A 17,315-nucleotide genomic window follows, 5' to 3' on the forward strand; every position below is an offset into this window, starting at 1 on the left:
TGAAGTTTTTTTACCCTATCTATGTTCCTGATCGTATCGCTAAACCGTCTCCTTATTAGCGGTGGCAAATGTAATACTCTTTTTCTATTCCCTACAACTTTTTTAAACCTTTTTTTTATTACTTTTTTGAAAAAAGGAATACAACCTTGAAACAGTGATGATTAAACTATGAAAAATAAAAATATCGTAATTCAATTTAATCTTCTGAATAAATATTCAACTATATTATACTATATTGTATATTCATATTGTTCATTTAATAGTTTTCTAATATCTTTGCAATCTCAATAAAAAAAAATGATTAAAATAACTTTACCAGACGGTTCAATTAAGGAAATAGAAAGCGGTAGTACTCCTTTAGATGTTGCTAAAAGTATAAGCGAAGGATTTGCACGAAATGTAATTTCAGCTAAATTCAACGATAAAACTATAGAAACTTCAACGCCACTATTAGAAAATGGAACCTTAATTTTATACACTTTTAATGATGTTGAAGGTAAAAAAGCTTTTTGGCACTCATCAGCTCATTTACTTGCTCAGGCCATAACATTCTTTTATCCTAAAGTTAAATTAACAATTGGACCTGCTATTGAAAATGGATTTTATTACGATGTAGATTTAGGGGAAGATGTTATTTCTGAGAAAGATTTTCCTGCAATTGAAAAGAAAATGATTGAATTTGCACGTGGTAAATTTGATTTTAAATTAAGAGAGGTTTCTAAAAAAGAGGCTTTAGATTTCTACAGCAAGCAAAATAATGAATATAAAGTTGAGTTAATTGAAAATTTAGAAGATGGATCTATCACTTTTTGTGACCATTCTGATTTTACAGATTTATGTAGAGGAGGCCATATTCCAAACACTGGTATTGTAAAAGCTGTTAAAATTATGAGTGCAGCTGGAGCTTATTGGAGAGGAGATGAAAAAAACAATCAGCTTACTAGAATTTACGGTATATCTTTTCCTAAGCAAAAAATGCTAACCGAATATTTAGAGCTACTGGAAGAAGCAAAAAAACGTGATCATAGAAAATTAGGAAAAGAATTAGAACTCTTTACATTTTCAGCAAAAGTTGGACAAGGATTACCTCTTTGGCTTCCAAAAGGGGCTGCATTAAGAGATAGATTAGAACAATTTCTTAAAAAAGCACAAAAAAAAGCAGGATATGAAATGGTGATAACACCTCATATTGGTCAAAAAGAATTATATGTTACTTCTGGTCATTATGCAAAATATGGAGAAGATAGTTTTCAACCAATTCATACACCAAAAGAAGGAGAAGAGTTTTTACTAAAACCAATGAATTGCCCCCATCATTGTGAAATTTATAACAGCAAACCTTTTTCATATAAAGATTTACCTAAAAGATTTGCAGAATTTGGTACTGTTTACCGATATGAACAAAGTGGTGAGTTACATGGGTTAACTCGTGTTAGAGGTTTCACTCAAGATGATGCTCATATTTTTTGTACCCCAGATCAATTAGATGCTGAGTTTAAAAATGTTATCGATTTAGTATTATATGTATTTAAATCATTAAGTTTTGAAAACTTTACGGCACAAGTTTCGTTAAGAGATCCAAATAATAAGGAAAAATATATTGGAAGTGATGAAAACTGGGAGAAAGCAGAAGCAGCTATTATAAATGCTACCAAAGAAAAAGGATTAGATTATATAGTTGAATATGGTGAAGCTGCCTTTTACGGTCCAAAATTAGATTTTATGGTAAAAGACGCTTTAGGCAGAAGCTGGCAACTTGGAACCATTCAAGTAGATTATAATTTGCCTGAACGATTTGAATTATCTTATAAAGGAGCAGATAATAAATTACATCGCCCAGTTATGATTCATAGAGCTCCATTTGGTTCTATGGAACGTTTTATTGCCGTTTTACTAGAGCATACAGGCGGTAAACTACCACTTTGGCTAATTCCTGAACAAGTTATAATACTGCCAATCAGTGAGAAATATCAAAAATATGCCGAAAAAGTTTTACATTTGTTAGAAAATGACGAAATTCGCGCCCTTATAGACTCCAGAAATGAAAAAACTGGAAGAAAAATTAGAGATGCGGAATTAAATAAAATTCCATATATGGTTATTGTTGGGGAAAAAGAAGAAGAAAATGAAACAATATCCATTAGAAAACAAGGAGAAGGAGATTTAGGAACATTTTCCATTAAAGAATTTGTTTCCATTATAAATAAAGAAATTAATAGTATAGAACAATTTTAGTTTAATTTAAATTTTTAAGTTATAGCAATCAAAAGAAGAGGGGGACGAAAACCCTGGAGAATTATTAAAGAAGATCAACATAGAATTAATGAAAAAATAACTCATGTTGACGAAGTTCGTTTAGTAGGTGATAACGTTGAAATTGGTGTTTATCCATTATCAAAAGCAAAAGCAATTGCGCGTGAACAAGAATTAGATTTGGTTGAAATATCACCAAAAGCTGTTCCGCCAGTTTGTAAAGTTATTGATTACAAAAAATTCCTATACGAACAAAAAAAGCGTGAAAAAGCTCAAAAATCTAAAGCTTCAAAAGTCGTTGTAAAAGAAATTAGATTTGGTCCTAATACCGATGAACATGATTTTGAATTTAAAAAGAAACATGCCATCAAATTTTTACAAGACGGAGCTAAATTAAAAGCATTTGTGTTTTTTAAAGGTAGATCCATAATTTATAAAGATCAAGGACACATTTTACTTTTACGTCTAGCACAAGAGCTAGAAGATTATGGTAAAGTTGAGCAAATGCCTAAATTAGAAGGAAAACGAATGATTATGTTTTTGTCTCCTAAAAAAGTCAAATAGAAAATAAAATAAGCAAGATAAAAATAGAAGAAAGATGCCTAAAATGAAAACCAAATCTAGTGCCAAAAAGCGTTTTAAGCTTACAGGTTCTGGAAAAATCAAAAGAAAACACGCTTTTAAAAGTCATATTTTGACTAAAAAAAGCAAAAAACGTAAATTAAAGTTAACTCACACTGGTTTAGTTCATAAATCAGATGAAGCTAGCATTTTACAACAATTAACTTTAAAATAATAAAGTTAACAGGGAATTTAATTATTAACCATGGAGTAGCGCAAACAAAGAGTAAGAAATTACCGCCTACTACAAAAAACCAAATGAATTATGCCAAGATCAGTAAATTCAGTCGCTTCAAGAGCTAGAAGAAAAAAGATATTGAAGCAAGCAAAAGGTTACTTTGGACGTAGAAAAAACGTTTACACAGTAGCAAAAAATGCGGTTGAAAAAGGAATGTTATATTCTTATAGAGACCGTAAAAACAAAAAGAGAACTTTCCGTGCATTATGGATTCAACGTATAAACGCTGGAGCTCGTCAGTATGGAATGTCTTACTCACAGTTTATGGGTAAAGTAAAAGCTAATAATATTGAATTGAACCGTAAAGTTCTTGCCGATTTAGCTATGAACAATCCAGAAGCTTTTAAGGCAATTGTAGATACAGTAAAATAGATTTTTAATTTCTTGCTTATATAAAAAAACCCGAACAAATTGTTCGGGTTTTTTATTTTAATTTCATTTAAGCTTAATTAAAAGACTTCTCCTAATTCTTTCAACTTTTCTGTATTTTCAGCTAATTTAAGTTCTTCAATAATTTTATGGATATCTCCATTAATAATATTTTGTAAATCATAGAGTGTTAAGCCAATTCTGTGTTCTGTAACTCTACCCTGCGGATAGTTATAAGTCCTAATTTTAGCAGATCTATCTCCTGAGCTAACCATACTTTTACGCTTTGAAGCATCTGCTTCTTGTTTTTTTGCCAATTCTAACTCATATAAACGAGATCGCAAAACAATCATTGCTTTATCTTTATTTTTATGTTGCGATTTTTGATCTTGACATTGTGCTACCAAACCAGTTGGAATATGTGTTAATCGTACAGCTGAATAGGTAGTATTTACAGATTGGCCTCCCGGACCAGATGAACAAAAATAATCTACTCGAATATCACTTTGTTTTAATTCTACATCAAACTCTTCTGCTTCTGGCAAAACCATAACGGTTGCTGCTGATGTATGAACTCTACCTTGAGTTTCGGTTTGTGGTACACGCTGAACACGATGTACTCCTGCTTCAAATTTTAAATCGCCATAAACATCTTCTCCTTCAACACTAAAAATTATTTCTTTAAAACCTCCTGAAGTTCCTTCACTTAAATCTACAACACTAGTTTTCCAACCTTTATCAGCACAATACTTGCTATACATTCTATATAAATCTCCCGCAAAAATACTCGCTTCATCTCCTCCAGTTCCTGCTCTAATTTCCATCATAACGTTTTTAGCATCTTCAGGATCTTTTGGAATAAGCATAAATTTTATATCTTCTTCCAATTTAGGCAAACGACTTGTAGCTTCTTCCAATTCCATTTTTGCCATTTCTGTCATTTCTGCATCAGAACCATCTGCAATTATTTCTTTAGCTTCTTCAATATTTTTCAACAACAATTCATACTCATCCGCTATTTTCATAACATTACTTAAATCTTTATATTCTTTATTGATTTGAATATAGCGCTTTTGGTCAGAAATAATATCTGGTTGAATTATTAAATCTGAAACCTCATCAAAACGTTGTCTTACTATCTTTAATTTATCTAACATGTATTTTTTTATTGGAATGCAAATTTACAAATTTTAAACTAATTTAATTTTAGTAAATAAACTCTCCAAATTCACTTTTTATGGTTAATTTTTTTATTTCCGAAGTTTCAACTCTTCCTATTATTTGAGCATCAACATTAAAACTTTTGGAAATTTCAATAATATCATCTGCAATTTCTGGAGAAACATATAATTCCATTCTATGTCCACAATTAAAAACCTGATACATTTCTTTCCAATCCGTTTTACTTTGCTCTTGAATCAACTTAAATAAAGGTGGTATTGCAAACATATTATCTTTAATTATATGAAGATTATCAATAAAATGAAGAATTTTGGTTTGCGCTCCTCCACTACAATGTATCATTCCATTAATTTCTTTTGAAGAATATTTTTCTACTATTTTTTTTATAATTGGTGCATAAGTTCTTGTTGGAGAAAGTACCAGTTTGCCTGCATTAATAGGAGAATTTTCTACTTCATCTGTTAATTTCATATTCCCAGAATATACCAATTCATTTGGTACAGAAGCATCAAAACTCTCTGGATATTTATGTGCTAGATACTTATTAAAAACATCATGACGTGCAGATGTTAACCCATTAGAGCCCATTCCTCCATTATATTCTTTTTCATAAGTAGCTTGCCCAAAAGAAGCTAAACCTACAATTACATTTCCAGGTTTTATGTTAGCATTATTTATAACATTAGCTCTTTTCATTCTTGAAGTTACTGTAGAATCTACAATAATAGTTCTAACTAAATCGCCAACATCGGCTGTTTCTCCTCCTGTAGCAAAAATTTCAACGCCAAATTGTTTTAACTCTTGTAATAATTCTTCTGTTCCATTAATAATTTCTGAAATTACTTCTCCTGGAATTAAATTTTTATTTCGCCCAATAGTAGACGAAAGTAAAATGTTATCTACTGCACCAACACACAATAAATCATCAATATTCATAATTAAAGCGTCTTGTGCTATTCCTTTCCAAACAGAAATATCTCCAGTTTCTTTCCAATAAGTATATGCTAAAGACGATTTTGTTCCAGCTCCATCTGCATGCATTATTACACAATAATCATCGTTATTAGTTAAATAGTCTGGTATTATTTTACAAAACGCTTTTGGAAAAAGTCCTTTATCTACATTTTTAATAGCATTATGAACATCTTCTTTTGAAGCGGAAACACCTCGTTTATTGTATCTATCAGAAATATTATTACTCATTATGTTCTCTTGAAAGTTTTTGCAAAAATATTAAAATTAATGCACTCTTTGCTAATTATTAATATTTTGTCCTATTTTTAAACATTTTAACGACTAACTATGAAAAGTTTAATTCTATCTGGCTCTGAATTTATTTTTAATAAATTAAAAAGTATTTGGGAAAATCCAAAAACTAATAAATTTACAAGTATATTTTTAGTTTTTGCTTTTATAATATCAATAACTATTAGTTATTTAGATAGAAGTAATTTAGTATCATTAGGAAAATGGGATGAATACTTTTCTAATCCCTTCTTCGCCATTGAAATATCATTTACTTTATTATTAATTTTAGAGCTATTAAGTTTAATTTTTGTGCTTCCAAAATCTGTTTCTAAATCTGTTGGAAAGCAATTAGAATTACTTTCCTTAATTTTTTTAAGATCCGCTTTTAAAGAATTTAGTCATATTACTGATTTTAATTGGAAAGTGATGGAAATTCCTGTAATTCATATGCTTTTTTATGTTTTTGGTGCTTTATTAATTTTTGTTTTATTAGGTTTTATTTATAAATTACAACTACATACGCCTTTATCCACTACGGAAGATGATAATAAGGGCTTTATACAGTCTAAAAAATTACTTTCATTATTTCTGTTTTTAGCTTTTTTTATAATTGGATTTCATGATGTTTATGAATTACTTAAAACTGGTGAATATCTAAGATCATTCCACACATTTTATAATACATTAATATTTAGTGATATTATTATTGTATTATTTGCTTTACGATATACCCTTAACTATTATAAAATATTCAGATATTCAGCATTTGTGGTTGCAACCATTTTTATTAGAATATCACTTTCTACAGAACCAATTTATGATGTTTTAATTGGAGTTATAGCAGCTATTTTTGTATTGTGCTTAACATTAACCTATAATTACTTTTTAAAAGATTTACCAGATAGAAAATTACAAGATTAAAAAAAATCCGAATGTTAAACATTCGGATTTTTTAATATTATAGATCCATAAATTATTCCCAATCTGGCATAGTTGCATTGTCAAATAACGCGTTTCTGTTATTTCCATTACTTGCATCTATAACTGAAATTGTTTTATTCGAAATTCCATCATTAGACGTGCTAACAAAAATTATTTTAGATTCGTTAGGAGAAAATCTAGGGTCAAGATCATTATATCCAGCTATAATACTTGTAGATGAAATATCCGTTGCTGTTGAAGCTGCAAAATCGTAAACAAAAATATGAGTATTTAACTGTCTATTATCTGCACTTTGATAACCTGACACGTCATAAGTATAAACTAATAACTTATTATCAATAGATATATTTAAACCTCCGGCAGCTCCAGTAACTCCAGATAAAACATTGGTTAAAACTGTTCCGTTCATATCAATAGTGTATATAGCTACGTTATAGCCTGTAACATCATTTGTTTTAAGTGCTATCATACTTCCGTCATTACTCCAATCACATTCCGTAATATAACTACCGTCTGCTGTTTGATAAATTTGTTGTAAGCCACTTCCATCTTTATTAATCATATATAGTTTATCATAATGAGGATAAATTAATCTGTCTCCATTAGATGACCATGCATAATCAACTTCATTTAAATTATTACTAGTAACAGGAACTGCATCCGTAACCTGTTTTATATTTGACCCATCTGGGTTCATTGTAAAAATTTGTGTTTCATTATTAAAAGTTCTTAAAAATCCAATTAAGTTGGCCGCTTGATTTTTTCTTGGCCTCCAACTATTTTGGTCCTGCGTTGTTAATTGAACTTCATTTTCAGCCACCCCATTTGTTTCATTAAAAGTAGCGGAATAAATAATATTATTACCATTTGTATTTTTTCGAACATAGAAATATCTGTTTTGAGGGTCAGCTTTTGTTCTAAAAGTGCTAACTGGACTTAAAACTTCATCATTAATACTATCCGTTGCAGCTACTTGCCAAAAATATTTTACACCATACTTAAGGTCCGAAATAACATATGTAGTATCTGCTAAATTAGTTACTTCCACCACATTATCATCTTTATCATTTTTTAATTCTAACCTATACTCTATAGCGTCATCATCAGGATCTTTGGAAGACCAAACGAATTCTATAGACAACTCCTGATCTACACTTCCATCTGTTGGAGTAATTAATTCTGGAGTTGACGGTGGTCTATTTAAAGTATTATCATCATCCATCTCAAATATTACATTTACCTCTTTATCTGCACTAACCGTTGCTGGCTGAAAATTTGCTAGATAGCCTTCTTTTGCTGCTCCAACAGAGTAATCGCCCACTTCAACATCAGTCATAGTAAAATACCCATCAGCATCCGTAAAAACTGCATTATTTGTAGGGTTTATAGTCACTTTTGCGTTTTCAATTGGCTCAAAACTTTTTGATTTTACAACTCTACCCGTTATTGTTCCATATTGAACAAAACCTACCGTAGTTTCACTACAATTTGTAAAAAGAGCTGTTGCTAAAATTGCTATAATTATATATCTTTTTTTCATTTCTTTTATTTTTATTCAAATATTACAGATTTTACTCTTTTATAGGGTTTGCCAAAATAAAAATTTAGCCCAACTCCAAATCTCCAAAAATAATCATCTCTTTTACCTTGAGCTAATCCATCTAATTTATCCGTGAAGGTTACATTTTGTTCTCCAAATAATTTAATTCCAACATTTGGAACAGGTAAGTATTCCAAACCTAGTCCAAATTGTAATTTAGCATATGGGTTATTCATATCTATTTTTGAAATAGTACCTACACCTGCATAAGCAAACGGAGACAAATCTTCATAAGGTAAAAAATCATATTCCAAATTAATATCTAAAGAAACAAAATCATCTTTAAATGCTTTTTCATTTTCTAATTGTAGATATCCTACCCCTAAATTTAAATTTAAGTTTGGTTTTTTAAAATATAGTTTATATGCCATGCTTGTGGATATTCTTCCTTTTGAACCTCCATAATCTCCTTCAATATTTGCTGATCCAGCAGTAATGCTAATTGCTGCTTTTCCTCTTCTATCTTCTAATTTCCTATTTAATAATGCTGTTGATGCAGCTTCCTCTTTTTCTTTATCGTATTTTTCTTTAATTTTTTCAACTACTGCTTCTCCACCTTGAGGTTTCCATAAACCATCAATAATTCCCTCAATAATTAAATTTTGTACAGCTTTATCTATTGCTTCTTTTACTGCTAATTGAGCAGGTTCATTTTTAGTTACTCCTGTTTCAACTTCAAGCAATCTTCTTAGCTTTACATATCTAAATAAATTTGCTGAAATACCTTGAGATAAAATAGTTTTAGATACGTATACATTTTTAAGGATTCTTCCACTTGATGTAGAAACAGCTCTAAGGTATACCGTAATTCTATCTTCTCTATATTCTGAAGAACCTCCTGCTCCAAAATAGCGAGCTCCAGTTCCCCCAGTAATAATATTAGAATCAAAAGAAACTATACCTCCTTCAATGATAATCCCTGCAAATAGTAATGGAGGTAATGAAGTAACTTGTTTTTCTTTTGAATTTTTAGCGTATTCTTGTCTAGTAGATCTAATGATTTGACGTTCGTTCAATAGATTACTAATATTTTCACGCTCTATTGGGTTGAACCATTTAGAATCTTCTAATGATTTTAATAAAATTGCTGTACCTCCTTGGGTTACAGCTGTACTAAAAGTAGATCCATTATCAACAGGTTTATATTGACCTGTTTGGTCTCTAAATTTATAAACGCCAACTATAGTTTCTTTTATAGGTAAAATTCCATCTAATATACTTTTAGAAGATGTATTTTCTCCAATTCGTGCTTTTTGTGTTGTAAAGGGCTGATTGAAATATGCTCCACAACTTTGTAATAATAATAAAAGGAAGAAAATTAAAACTTGCAGGTAAGGCTTTCTCATAATTGAAAAAAGGGATTTCTTAATTAGGTATAATAATTTGAGTTTGTTCTCCTGTAGTAGTATCGAGTATATTTACGGATAAACCATTTGATGCTGGTTGAATATCAACTACCAAACTTCCAAAAACAAAAGTACCTACTGTTAATGATTGATCTCCAAATTGTTGTTGAAATAAGTTTTGAGAGATTGAATTTAATAATTGTCGGTTTAGACTTGCTGTGAAATTTTGTATATCCGTTTGTTGAGTATAGCCAGTACTTTGACTATCTTGAAAATCGTTTTGTGCATTAGCTTCTGCTAAAAGTTGTTGATAATTAAACGTATCGCCTCCAAAAAATGGATTCATAGGTTTATAAACTAGGCTTTGTGCACTTACAAAAAATGGTAATACAAAAAAAACTATTGCTAAAATTTGGGTTAACTTTCTCATTTTTTAAATATATATAAAATTTATTATATTCTGCCTGTTTTATTTAACATTTTTTGTTGTTTGTTAAACAAACTAAGCCTTTGTAGTGTTAGCTTTACCATAGATTTAAGATATTCTTCATTTGGCCTTGAATAAAATTCATTTATTTTAAAATCTTTAACATAAACGGTTATTATACTGCTTCTTCCTAAATATGGTTTCTCATTAATTTTAATAACAAAACCGTATTTAATTCCTGAAACTAAATAGGCTTGATAAAAATAATCGTAAAAATCTTTCCCCATTTTTGTTATAACATTGTCAACTACAATGCCTTTAATGGTAAAATCTTCTTCTTTAGAAATTTTTGTTTTTGTCTTTTCAGCTGTTGTGTAAATAACAGAATCTTTTGAAATAAGTTCTCCGTTTTTTCTTATAAACAAATACACCTTAATTTCTTGATCTTTTTGAAGGTTTATTTTAAGCGAAGATAATATTTTTTGTTCATTAGCTTCTAATGAGAAAACACCAGATTGTGTGTTTTTTGAATAGTTACCTTCGGCACCTTTTTTTAATGAAAACAATAAATAAGTATATTCATCTTTAAAGGTTAAATCCTCATTTAAAGCAACTGCTTTTATATCTACTAAATTATCTATTGATTTAGCAACTATTTTTGCCTTTACGCCATTTTCTTCTTGTTGCGAAAAAGAATTATTAAACGAACCTATGACAATAACAAAAAATAATATTTTTAGTAGTTTATTAAACATTCTACTATATTAATAATTTTTAATTATTAATGTTTTTGCATTTGTTTTTTGAATAATACTTATTTTACTCATTAAACTATTTTGACCATAAACTTGTAAAAAATTATCATTCCCTTGCTGTAATATATTCATATTGGAAGGGTTGGAATTAAAATAATTAATAAACACATAATTATTTTTATTGCCTATTTGATTTACAGTTTGCGAGTCATTTAAACTAGCTTTTAAATCTATGGTGTTAAAGTTGCCTAATTGATTTAACTCTACTACACTATTTACATTCAAATTATTATTAGAAGGTGTAGTTGTAGTATTATCCATCAAATAATTTGGATTAGTATTTAACTGCGTTAATTGTGTAATTACAAATGCATTTTGATTACTAATCTCTTGGGAATATATAGCAATACTAAAAAATAAAAATACTACTATAGATAAATGATTTTTAGTTTTCATAATATCAAATTTAAAAAAAAAGGGGGAAACATGCCCCCCTTTTAATTATTTATTTTTCTATAAATCTCTAATTATAAAAATAAGCAAGCTTATTCTTAGTTTCCTGCACTAATACCAGTTTGAGTAACACAGCTAAAGTTAGCATGACCAACTTGACTAACATTACTATAGTTACTTGCAGAAATAGCATCTTGATTTACAAAAGATTGATTATCTGTTCCCCATTGATAAACATTGGAAGTATTAAATCCATCTGCTGCATTTTGATTAACACATGATAAATTATTCCATCCATATTGTCCAACAGTACTATAATTAGCTCCTCCATCTGCATATTGATCAACTACAGAATAGTTTCCTCCTCCGCTTTGAGTAACTCCACTTCCATTATACCCAGTTCCTTCTTGAGAAACTCCTGACATATTTGAATCTCCATCTTGCCAAACAGAACTAGAATTAGATCCTGCACCACTAGCCATTTGATCCACATAAGATTCATTATCAGTACCATTTTGCCAAACAAAACTATTATTATTTCCTCCATCTGCATTTTGAGCTACAACTGATTTATTAGCAGTACCATTAGAAAGTACAAGGCTAGTGTTATAGCCATTTGTAGCCATTTGGTCTACATATGATGCATTACCTTCACCGATTTGAAAAACAGTTGACATATTTAATCCAAATCCTGTAGCTACTTGATATACACATGATAAATTCCAAGCTCCAAATTGGGTTACCCAAGAATAATTTGAAGAATTTCCTCCTGCATCTGACATTTGGTTTTCATTAGAAGTATTTTGTAAACCCGATTGATAAGCATTTGCCCAGTTATAGCTACCACGTTGTGTTTGTTTTGCTTGGTTTTCAGTATCAAATTGCCAAATATATGCATTACTACCTGCTACACCATTAGCAAGAGAGCTTTGGTCTTGTTCTGCATAGTTTCCAAATCCAGTTTGATCTACATGAGCAAAATTATAATCATAACGTTGTTTTTGGAATGAAGTGTTTCCTTCACCAAATTGATGAGCCATTGCTGTGTTCCATTCAGCATATCCTACACCAACGTCTTGTTTTGCATAGTTTGCTGTACCATCTTGGTAAACTTCTCCATAGTTATAATTACCATCTTGTTTAATATCTGAATGGTTACTTTCACCCAATTGGTTAACAAAAGCTGCATTTCCATAACCACCTGTCATACCATGACCAGAAAACATTTTACCATCTTGTTTTATAGTAGAAAAGTTTCCGTCTCCAGTTTGGTTAACGACTGCAACGTTTAGTGCTCCTTCTTGGTCCACTAAACTTGTGTTAATAGCTGCACCACGAGGTCCTGATTGAAGTTGGTCAAACGAACAGTCTGTACAATCTTGTTGTTGTATTTCACAATCATTACATTGTTGCGCATACATACCTGCAGTAAATAATAATACTGCTCCTAGTAAAATTTGTTTTTTCATAATAAAAATTTTAAACATTAGTAAATAAAAATTAATAAAATTTGTTTCATAAATTTATAGGGGAATTGAACTGCATTCATGTAAAACATAAAAAAGCACTATAAACTTAACAACTGGGGTAATACAATTTTTGGGATTTATACGTGGGGTAATTATTATTTTGGGAACTCTAAATTATAAATTTTCACATTTACAATTGTTGCTAAAATAAATATAAATAGTTATCAATCATAATATTATAAGTCTAAATTTGTAAACCGTCAATTTTTTTAAACATTCAGTAAAAAAAATGCTATATGTAACATTTATTACACTTTTTTTATGTTTCAAATTAAAATAAGGTAATATCATGGAGAACAAATTAACTGTTATTAGTATTAATATTAAAAAGAAAGAGGAGTAAATGCTTCCTCTTTCTTTTTTAAATTTATTTTTATATAAATCACAATTATAGAAAGAAAATAAACTTATTTTTAGTTTCCAGCTGAAACACCTGTTTGAGTAACAGTACTATAGTTGTTATGACCAACTTGGCTAACATCACTAAGGTTACTTGCTGAAATAGCATTTTGATTTATATAAGATTGATTACCTGTTCCAAATTGGTAAACATTAGAATTATTAGTTCCTGCAGTAGCATTTTGATTAACGCATGAAAAATTATTTAATCCATTTTGTAAAACGGCACTCAAGTTTTCTCCAGAAGCTTCAGCATATTGATTAACTACAGAATAGTTTCCAGCTCCGATTTGAGTAACTCCACTTGAATTAATTCCTGCTCCATCTTGAGAAACTCCTGACATATTTGAATCTCCATCTTGGTAAACTTCACTATTGTTATTTCCTCCATTTGTAGTTATTTGAGCAACATATGATTCATTATCGGTACCATCTTGTAAAACATCACTAAAATTAGCTCCTCCGTCTGCCGTTTGATTTACTGCTGATTTATTAGCAGTACCATTAGAAGATACAACACTAGAGTTATTTCCATTTGTTGCCATTTGGTTAACATATGATGCATTATCTTCACCCGTTTGCTGAACATCTGACACATTTAATCCCAATCCTGTAGCTACTTGATATACACATGATAAATTCCAAGCTCCAAATTGATTAACATATGAAGCATTAGATGATAATCCTCCAGCATCTGACACTTGGTTTTGATTAGAAGTATTTTGTAAACCTGCTTGGACAGCAAATGCATTATTAAAGCTACCTCTTTGTTTTTGTTTTGCTTGATTTTCAGTGTCATATTGAAGGATAAAAGCGTTACTACCTACTACACTATTAGCAAGAGAACTTTGGTTTTGTTCTGCATAATTTCCAGAACCACCTTGATGTACTGTAGCCTCATTATTATCATAACGTTGTTTTTGGAAAGATGTATTTCCTTCTCCTAATTGAACAACTCCTGCTATGTTATTCTCAGAATATCCAACTCCTACATCTTGTTTTGCAAAATTTGCTCTACCATCTTGGTAAATATCTCCATAGTTATAATTACCATCTTGTTTAATATCAGAAGTATTAAGGCTTCCAAATTGTCTTACATGAGCAACATTTCCAAAACCTCCAGTTGTACCATTTTGAGAATACATTTTACCATCTTGTTTTATGGTAGAAAAGTTTCCATCTCCAGATTGAGTGGCATTTGCTGAATTTTCAGCTCCTTGCTGATCAACATAACTTGTGTTAATAGCTGCTCCACGAGGCCCTGAGTTAAGTTGTGTAAAAGAACAGTCTGTACAATCTTGTTGTTGTATGGTGCAATCTTGACATTGTTGCGCATACATACCTGCAGCAAATAATAATGCTGCACCTAATAAAATTTGTTTTTTCATAATAAAAACTTTAATAATTAGTAGTTAAAAAAATAAAATTTGTTACTTAAATTTATAAGGGAATTGGACAGCTTTTTATGTAAAGCATGAAGAAGTCCTATAAACTTAACAACTGGGTAAAACAATTTTGGGGTTTATAAACTAAGGGGCTATTATTACTTGCAGATTACAATATAAATTTTCACATCCACAATTAATACAAGGCTAAATTATTTATAAATTGATATAAATCATAGTGTAATTGTTCTAAATTTACGAACTGTACGTTTTTTTAAACATATAGTAAAAAAAATACTATATGTAACGTATGTCACACTTTTTTTAGTGTTTCACCTTAAAATTAAGAGAATTTGATTAAGTGTTTATTTAAGAGAGAATTAACTATTACAACGTTAATAAAACGTTAATAAAGAAAGGGAAAGAAAAAAGAAATAAATTAATAGTTGTGGATAAAATAGAAATAAATTACTAATTATATAACTAGCAATAGTAAAATTAATAATTTTTAATTATTAATGTTTTTGCATTTGTTTTTTGAATAATACTTATTTTACTCATTAAACTATTTTGACCATAAACTTGTAAAAAATTATCGTTCCCTTGCTGTAATATATTCATATTGGAAGGATTAGAATTAAAATAATTAATAAACACATAATTATTTTTATTCCCTATTTGGTTTACTGTTTGTGAATCATTTAAACTAGTTTTTAAGTCTATAGCATTAAAATTACCTAATTGATTTAACTCTACTACACTATTTATATTCAAATTATTATTAGAAGGTGTGGTTCTAGTATTATCCATCAAATAATTTGGATTAGTATTTAACTGCGTTAATTGTGTAATTACAAATGCATTTTGATTACTAATCTCTTGGGAGTATATAGCAATACTAAAAAATAAAAATACTACTATAAATAAATGGTTTTTAGTTTTCATAATATCAAATTTAAAAAAAGGGAGGAACAAGCCCTCCCCTTTTAATTATTTAATTTCTATAGGTCTCTTATAAAAATAAGCTAGAAACTTATTCTTAGTTTCCTCCTAATCCAGTTACACCAGTTTGAGTAACACAACTAAAGTTAGCATGACCAACTTGGTTAACATTACTAAAGTTACTAGCAGAAATAGCATCTTGATTTACATGAGATTCATTATCTGTTCCAAATTGAAAAACAAAAGAAGTATTATCTCCACCTAAAGCATTTTGATTAACACATGATAGATTATTCCATCCGTATTGTCCAACAGTACTATAATTATGACCTCCTACAGAGTATTGATCAACTACAGAGTAATTTTCTTCTCCTATTTGATAAACAGTACTTCCATTTAAACCACCATCTGTTTCTTGAGCAACTCCTGATTGATTTCCATTTCCCATTTGAGTAACACCACTTCCATTACCTCCACCATTACTAGCCACTTGGTCAACAGTAGATTCATTTTCAGAACCCATTCCTTGCATAACTATACTTCCATTATCACCACCATTAGTAGATTGATTAACATATGACATATTATCACCTCCCCAGAATAATCCTTGCATAACAGTACTCATATTATATCCATTATTAGCATATTGATCAACATAAGAGTTATTGTTACTACCTGATTGATTAACTGTACTCATATTAAATCCTAAACCTGTAGCTACTTGATATACACATGAAATATTCCAAGCTCCGTATTGCTCTACTAAAGATTCGTTCCAAGAACTTCCACCTGCATCAGATTTTTGATCTTCATAAGAAGAGTTAGCGTTTCCATGTTGTAAAGCAGTTGCGTAATTATAACTACCTCTTTGCATTTGTTTTGCTTCATTATCTCTACCTCTTTGTGAAATAAATGCTTCACTACCATCTACCGCATTAGCTAAAGAGCTTTGATCTTGTTCTGCGTAATTTGTATGACCATGTTGATCCACTTTTGCCCAGTTATAATCGTAACGTTGTTTTTGGAAAGAAGTATTTCCATTACCACGTTGTTTAGCCATTGCTTCATTATATTCAGCATATCCTACACCAACGTCTTGTTTAGCAAAGTTATATTTACCTCTTTGGTTTACTTTACCATCATTAAAATTACCATCTTGTTTAATGTCAGAAGTATTATATTTTCCTTTTTGGTCAACTTTAGCATTATTTCCAAGACCTCCAGTCATACCATGTCCAGAAAACATTTTACCATCTTGGTTTACATAAGATAAGTTTCCAACTCCAGTTTGAGTTACACGGGCTCTATTTTCTGCTCCTTCTTGGTCAACAAAACTGGTGTTAATTACTGCACCACTATGGTCTGCAGCAAGTTGATCAAATGAACAGTCTGTACATTCTTGTTGTTGTATGGTACAATCTTCACATTGTTGTTGCGCATACATACCTGCGGCAAATAACAATGCCGCGCCTAGTAAAATTTGTTTTTTCATAATAAAAATTTTAAACATTAGTAAATAAAAATTAATAAAATCTGTTCCTAAATTTATAGGGGAATTGGACTACATCTAAATAAATTATAAAGAAGTCCTATAAACTTAATAACTGGGGTAATACAATTTCGGGA

16 protein-coding genes are annotated in these 17,315 nt (G+C 29.9%); 5 read left to right on the forward strand and 11 right to left on the reverse strand.

Annotation, left to right across the window (positions count from 1 at the left end):
• The first annotated feature begins 297 nt into the window (after positions 1 to 297).
• From thrS to rplT, 4 genes are all read left to right on the forward strand, one after another.
• On the forward strand, positions 298 to 2,235 hold the full coding sequence (gene thrS / locus R3342_RS12010) for a threonine--tRNA ligase (protein ID WP_318940539.1): 1,938 nt from the start codon (positions 298 to 300) through the stop codon (positions 2,233 to 2,235).
• Between the two features lie 63 nt (positions 2,236 to 2,298).
• Complete coding sequence (infC, locus tag R3342_RS12015) at positions 2,299 to 2,817, forward strand: translation initiation factor IF-3 (RefSeq protein WP_318940646.1); 519 nt, start codon at positions 2,299 to 2,301, stop codon at positions 2,815 to 2,817.
• A 34-nt stretch (positions 2,818 to 2,851) separates the two neighbouring features.
• Positions 2,852 to 3,049, forward strand: coding sequence for a 50S ribosomal protein L35 (gene rpmI, locus R3342_RS12020; protein ID WP_115880544.1), 198 nt, complete (start codon positions 2,852 to 2,854; stop codon positions 3,047 to 3,049).
• Positions 3,050 to 3,139: 90 nt separating this feature from the next.
• A complete protein-coding gene (gene rplT / locus R3342_RS12025) occupies positions 3,140 to 3,484 on the forward strand; it encodes a 50S ribosomal protein L20 (protein ID WP_298263391.1) in 345 nt (114 codons plus the stop codon).
• 77 nt (positions 3,485 to 3,561) lie between these two features.
• Here rplT and prfA read toward each other — a convergent pair whose 3' ends face one another.
• Together prfA and R3342_RS12035 are read right to left on the reverse strand one after the other, a co-directional pair.
• Positions 3,562 to 4,638: a peptide chain release factor 1 gene (gene prfA, locus R3342_RS12030; protein WP_318940546.1), complete on the reverse strand. Its 1,077-nt coding sequence runs from the start codon at positions 4,636 to 4,638 to the stop codon at positions 3,562 to 3,564.
• A 49-nt stretch (positions 4,639 to 4,687) separates the two neighbouring features.
• Complete coding sequence (locus R3342_RS12035) at positions 4,688 to 5,866, reverse strand: AIR synthase related protein (protein ID WP_318940547.1); 1,179 nt, start codon at positions 5,864 to 5,866, stop codon at positions 4,688 to 4,690.
• 99 nt (positions 5,867 to 5,965) lie between these two features.
• On the opposite strand from R3342_RS12035, the gene R3342_RS12040 reads away from it, so the two are divergent.
• Entirely contained in the window at positions 5,966 to 6,832 is an 867-nt protein-coding gene (locus R3342_RS12040; RefSeq protein ID WP_318940548.1) for a hypothetical protein, read from the forward strand.
• Between the two features lie 52 nt (positions 6,833 to 6,884).
• Here R3342_RS12040 and R3342_RS12045 read toward each other — a convergent pair whose 3' ends face one another.
• The 9 genes from R3342_RS12045 to R3342_RS12085 form a co-directional block, all read right to left on the reverse strand.
• Complete coding sequence (locus tag R3342_RS12045) at positions 6,885 to 8,393, reverse strand: carboxypeptidase regulatory-like domain-containing protein (RefSeq protein ID WP_318940549.1); 1,509 nt, start codon at positions 8,391 to 8,393, stop codon at positions 6,885 to 6,887.
• A gap of 11 nt (positions 8,394 to 8,404) precedes the next feature.
• Positions 8,405 to 9,799 carry a CsgG/HfaB family protein gene (locus R3342_RS12050; protein WP_318940550.1) on the reverse strand — a complete coding sequence of 465 codons (1,395 nt, stop codon included), beginning with the start codon at positions 9,797 to 9,799 and terminating at the stop codon, positions 8,405 to 8,407.
• Between the two features lie 19 nt (positions 9,800 to 9,818).
• The gene (locus R3342_RS12055) at positions 9,819 to 10,229 is read right to left on the reverse strand and encodes a curli assembly protein CsgF (protein ID WP_318940551.1); all 411 of its coding nucleotides are present in this window, start codon (positions 10,227 to 10,229) and stop codon (positions 9,819 to 9,821) included.
• A 23-nt stretch (positions 10,230 to 10,252) separates the two neighbouring features.
• Complete coding sequence (locus tag R3342_RS12060) at positions 10,253 to 10,981, reverse strand: CsgE family curli-type amyloid fiber assembly protein (protein ID WP_318940553.1); 729 nt, start codon at positions 10,979 to 10,981, stop codon at positions 10,253 to 10,255.
• A gap of 9 nt (positions 10,982 to 10,990) precedes the next feature.
• Positions 10,991 to 11,437: a hypothetical protein gene (locus tag R3342_RS12065; protein ID WP_318940554.1), complete on the reverse strand. Its 447-nt coding sequence runs from the start codon at positions 11,435 to 11,437 to the stop codon at positions 10,991 to 10,993.
• Between the two features lie 95 nt (positions 11,438 to 11,532).
• Positions 11,533 to 12,903, reverse strand: coding sequence for a hypothetical protein (locus R3342_RS12070; RefSeq protein WP_318940555.1), 1,371 nt, complete (start codon positions 12,901 to 12,903; stop codon positions 11,533 to 11,535).
• A 473-nt stretch (positions 12,904 to 13,376) separates the two neighbouring features.
• A complete protein-coding gene (locus R3342_RS12075) occupies positions 13,377 to 14,750 on the reverse strand; it encodes a hypothetical protein (RefSeq protein WP_318940557.1) in 1,374 nt (457 codons plus the stop codon).
• A 495-nt stretch (positions 14,751 to 15,245) separates the two neighbouring features.
• Positions 15,246 to 15,692 carry a hypothetical protein gene (locus tag R3342_RS12080; protein ID WP_318940559.1) on the reverse strand — a complete coding sequence of 149 codons (447 nt, stop codon included), beginning with the start codon at positions 15,690 to 15,692 and terminating at the stop codon, positions 15,246 to 15,248.
• 94 nt (positions 15,693 to 15,786) lie between these two features.
• Entirely contained in the window at positions 15,787 to 17,181 is a 1,395-nt protein-coding gene (locus tag R3342_RS12085; protein WP_318940561.1) for a hypothetical protein, read from the reverse strand.
• Between the last annotated feature and the right edge of the window lie 134 nt (positions 17,182 to 17,315).

Origin of the sequence: Lutibacter sp., assembly GCF_033723435.1 — a bacterium.
GTDB lineage: Bacteria > Bacteroidota > Bacteroidia > Flavobacteriales > Flavobacteriaceae > Lutibacter.